The organism is Sulfobacillus harzensis (genome assembly GCF_012933365.1).
Classification (GTDB): Bacteria; Bacillota; Sulfobacillia; order Sulfobacillales; family Sulfobacillaceae; genus Sulfobacillus_B; species Sulfobacillus_B harzensis.
The window spans coordinates 1-4083 of the sequence record NZ_JABBVZ010000180.1 but is presented as its reverse complement, the minus strand read 5'-3'; the positions used below and the strand labels follow the sequence as shown (position 1 = coordinate 4083).

5 protein-coding genes are annotated in these 4083 nt (G+C 59.5%); 4 read left to right on the top strand and 1 reads right to left on the bottom strand.

Annotation, left to right across the window (positions count from 1 at the left end; all coding sequences use genetic code 11):
- The first annotated feature begins 212 nt into the window (after positions 1 to 212).
- The 4 genes from HIJ39_RS21815 (at position 213) to HIJ39_RS21800 (ending at position 3460) form a co-directional block, all read left to right on the top strand.
- The gene (locus HIJ39_RS21815; protein ID WP_169103150.1) at positions 213 to 1334 is read left to right on the top strand and encodes a hypothetical protein; all 1122 of its coding nucleotides are present in this window, start codon (positions 213 to 215) and stop codon (positions 1332 to 1334) included.
- A 502-nt stretch (positions 1335 to 1836) separates the two neighbouring features.
- Positions 1837 to 2067 carry an MBL fold metallo-hydrolase gene (locus HIJ39_RS21810; RefSeq protein ID WP_169103149.1) on the top strand — a complete coding sequence of 77 codons (231 nt, stop codon included), beginning with the start codon at positions 1837 to 1839 and terminating at the stop codon, positions 2065 to 2067.
- Between the two features lie 66 nt (positions 2068 to 2133).
- Positions 2134 to 2421: a hypothetical protein gene (locus HIJ39_RS21805; protein WP_169103148.1), complete on the top strand. Its 288-nt coding sequence runs from the start codon at positions 2134 to 2136 to the stop codon at positions 2419 to 2421.
- A 160-nt stretch (positions 2422 to 2581) separates the two neighbouring features.
- Positions 2582 to 3460, top strand: a complete 879-nt coding sequence (locus tag HIJ39_RS21800) for an alpha/beta hydrolase (RefSeq protein WP_169103147.1) — start codon at positions 2582 to 2584, stop codon at positions 3458 to 3460.
- 203 nt (positions 3461 to 3663) lie between these two features.
- Here the strand turns inward: HIJ39_RS21800 and HIJ39_RS21795 are convergent.
- On the bottom strand, positions 3664 to 4083 hold a 420-nt coding region (locus HIJ39_RS21795; protein WP_169103146.1), incomplete at its 5' end, for a hypothetical protein.

Below are 4083 nucleotides of genomic sequence, written 5' to 3'. Positions count from 1 at the left end.
CTAGACTATCTCAACGCCTACTTTGGAGTGTAATCATCAGGAAATTGCTTGACAACAAGATAGAACATTACCCGGACAAGAGTTCGGTAAGCCCAATGGGTTGGGTCTGGCGTTGCTACGCCGACGGGGATCCTCTATCGAAAACTTGCGATGTCACCTCGGGGGCGAGTGCTGCGTTAACACATAGAGATGGCATTGAAGGAGGGCGTTCCATGCGGCTGATCCCTCGCGTCATCGTACTGGGAGGAGCGACTTTGATTACCCTCCCTGCCCTCGCGGCTTGTGGAAAGGGTCCGACGCCCCCGGCGTCCGCCGGTCATCCTCCAGCTCTGACGCATCATCGGGCCGTCTCGCACGCCCCCGGCTCCGCTCAGGCATCGAACCGGACGGCAACGCCACCGGCGCAACCGCTATCGGGGCAGGCGGCCATCCATGCGGCCATGGCCTTCCTCGCCAAGAAAACGGCCGTGCCGCTATGGGCACCCCAGGCGACGGCCATTCACTCGTTTGTCTTGACCGGCCACAAGCTGAGCGTCACCGCCTCCGGTTCCGTCGATCAGTATCAGGTGGGGCTCATTGCCACAGCGCGGTCCTATCCCATCAATAGCCCGCATATTGATGAGTCGGCTTTTGGAATTAATACGGTTCTGGGCGGTTTTGGAGGTCACCGTTACGCATCGGAGACCGCCGCGCAAGCCGCGCTGCAATCCAGTGCGTACCAATCCCCGCCGACATCACCGCCTTCCCGCATCGCGCTGACGGCCCGCCTTCATGCCGATCAATGGATTTCGCACGGGCACGTGGACATCATTGAGTGGCATCAGAAAGGATGGCTCGTCCAGGTGAACCAACTCGTCACGGTTCAGTTAGCCCGTGAAGTGGCCCAGGCCATGGCAAGGACCGGATTGCCCGCTGCGCACGGCGTCATCGTGGTCGGGGGAGCCACAGATGGGGCGGGAACGAGTGTGGCATGGCGAGTTGGCGCCACCGATTACCGGGTGTTCGGCCGTCCGGACAGTGCCGACACGATCGAAATGGCTGGCTCCATGCGTGCGGTATTGGGCCTTGCCACATCCGCCAACACGCCGACCCCGTCACGCACCCGGCTGGCGTCACCGTCATGGACTTATGCGATGTTCACCAATCACGGGCCCAATGGGTCGTTTACCATGCGCATTCCGCAGCAATTTACGGCTCAAGCGCCCCCAACCGATCATGACGGGCGCACGTGGACCCACGGATCGGCGACGATCACGGCGTTTAGTGAAATCAATGCGACGCATGCCCGACTGGCGTACCCCCTCAGTCGCCAAACCGCCCACGTCAACCTATGAGGCCAAGGGGGCCCATTGGCGTGTGGCGTCGGGTATCGAAGGATCGACAATTGTGTACGCGAAAGTTTACTTCCTGGGGACGGACATCTTTTGGCTCAAGCTCACGTATCCAAAGGCCGACCAAAGCCGGTACGATCCGATGGTCAGACGTGTCGCCAATTCCTTCGAGCCCAGCACCCAACCGTGACAGAGTGGATTACAGCGCCATAAATTGCGGTGGGCATGGGTCGCTTGTGGTCGGTAGAAAACGGACGTGGAACGGCAGGTGGATGTATTGTGCAATAGTTCATCTTATCAATAGCCGGGTAACGGGGGAGAAAGCGCGGTAAGCGTATGTTACGAGCGCATCGATTTCACGCGAGCCAGCTTCCGTTTGCAGGAAACGCCAACCCCCAGGCCGAACACATGATCAGAGGTGATATCGATGGAGCGCTGCTCTGGCGGGGGTGCGCCACCCGTATTGGAAGCCGGGCGATGATTGGGATCCGGTGGTCATGACCACGTGGTCGAATCGCGAGGCGAGGTGATTGTCATCGATCCGCTCGCGCCCAATGACGCTGGCGCGGCAGTCTGGCAGCGCCTTGCCGACGCTCCTCCCACGCAATTCGTCGTGCTAAAGCCGGACCATGTGCGGGACGTGGACTGGTTTCGTGAACGATACGGGGCAGCGGCTTGGGGGCCGGCACTCGTCGACCCTGACGATGTTCCATCCACACGGTTTGCCTCCCTGTAGCCCGGTGTCGAAGTTCCTGGCGGTGTCACGGCCCTCAACGCCGGACGCTGGGGTATCGAGACGCCGGTGTGGTTGCCCGATCAGCACACCCTGGTCTTTGCGGATGCCCTCACGGAGCGGGACGGGGCGTTGCGCACTTGGTCTACGCCATGGGATGGGGCAGGGCCGCATCGGGTGCTCGAACAATTGCTTTACTTGCCATTTGAGCGCGTCATCATTTCCCATGGTCGCCCTGTCCATGACCGCGAGGCCTATGTGAACGCCTTCAAATTGGATCCTTGGATGTCGGATGCGTTGAGGCAGTGGTCCCGGCAGATCAAACCCTACCGAAAGCTGCTCCGTCTAGAGCCCTAGCTTCTAAAATATAGAGGTGGATGCTTCACGATACGAATCAAGACTGTTCGGGGGCGAGCATGCGTGTAGCTTGGTGAGCCACCGAAAATTTCTGTACGATGGTTTTGAGAACGACATGCATTGCTTGTCGAATTAATGCTGTTGTGGAAGAGGGTTCATAATGAGGTTTTATGATGAGACGATCGGTTCGGGGAGGCCCGTGGTATTTTTCCCCGGCGCTGGGTGGCCTGGTCGCGCCGGGTTGAACATCGGTGAGGCGCTGCAGCACGACCACCAGTTTTTTATGGTTGATCTCCCCGGCTATGGACGCAGCGAGGGAATTGAACCCCCCGTTTCGGAACGGGCCATCGCGGACTGGGTCGCGTCCTACTTGGATTCCCGCAACCTTTCGCAGGTGCATGTGGTCGGGCACTCGCTGGGCGGTTACATGGCGCTGGTCTTTGCCTCTCATTATCCATCCCGCGTGTCCTCAGTGACGTTGCTGGATATGGGACACGAACGTCTACCACGTTGGCACAGCCAACCGGGCGCGTTCGGATATGTCGTTCCGGTCATATCCACGGCTGAACGATTAGTAGGCATCCAACGACTGTCGCGGTGGCTTGGCCGCCTCAACGATCCGGCGGATCAGACGGAGACGCTGGAGCAGCGCGTAAATACCTGTCGGCAGAAGGGCTGGTATGCCTTCGAGGACGACTACTATCTCCGAGAAGCATTGACTTATGAACCGGTATTAGCGCCTGAGGGGCTGGCACTCCTCTTGGCGCTATATCGGGCTCATTCGCCGCGACTCTTGGCCCGAATTGCGATACCCACTTTGCTGGTCTATAGCACCAGGGCGTCGCAGCCTTCCAAGGTGCAACGCAAGGCGGAACAATCGGTGCAGTGGGTACTCCGTCGGAATCCACACATATGGACGATTGGCGTCAACGGCGGCCATTACGTCCATTGGGTCGATGCATCCGTCGTGGGTTCGGTGGCTGACCATATCCGTTCGACCTCTCATAAGCTCATCCCCACAGAGGCATCTTCACAATAGGTAGGTTCGCACGCGCATGTGGCTTTTCCTGGAACCCGGTATCAGCCGTATCAACCAGCAGCTAGGAGCGTATGACCCTAGAAATTTCAGGTAGTTAATGGGCGGTTAACGGGGGCGCATGTTCCTTAAAAAGTCCGCCAGCTAAGTCGCCGACCGATGAGCGGGAGCGCCAGTTGTTTTCGACAAAGCAAAGGGATGGCCGCCTAAAACACCCATTCATCCGTGGGCGCGGGGTCCTTAGGACCGTGGTCTCGACGCCATTCCGCCACCCGCCGACAGTCCGGACACTCGATGTCTTCGGGGTCGTACACGTGGACCCCGTGGTCCTGTACCTCGCGGACGGCGGCATACAAATCCCCATCTGGGCGCGCGTGCACGTCCTCAGGCAGACTCGCGGTCTGGGGGGTGTAGGGCGGCCACGCGGGCAGGCCCAGTAGGCACAACGGACAAGGGCGTCGGGGATCCTCGGCCATGGCCCACCGCGGGACAAAGATCGGTGTAGTATTCAAGGGACCCGCGGCCTGTTCCTGCAAGTGGCCGCAAAAGCGCAGGGATTCGTCAAAGTCAGGTTGACTGAAATGATAGAGCAGACGACTAACCCTTGACGACCGCAGTGGGACATT

Excerpts from the sequence above, each read along its gene's own strand:
- HIJ39_RS21815 (WP_169103150.1), top strand. The coding sequence starts at position 213 with ATGCGGCTGATCCCTCGCGTCATCGTACTGGGAGGAGCGACTTTGATT.
- HIJ39_RS21800 (WP_169103147.1), top strand. The coding sequence starts at position 2,582 with ATGAGGTTTTATGATGAGACGATCGGTTCGGGGAGGCCCGTGGTATTT.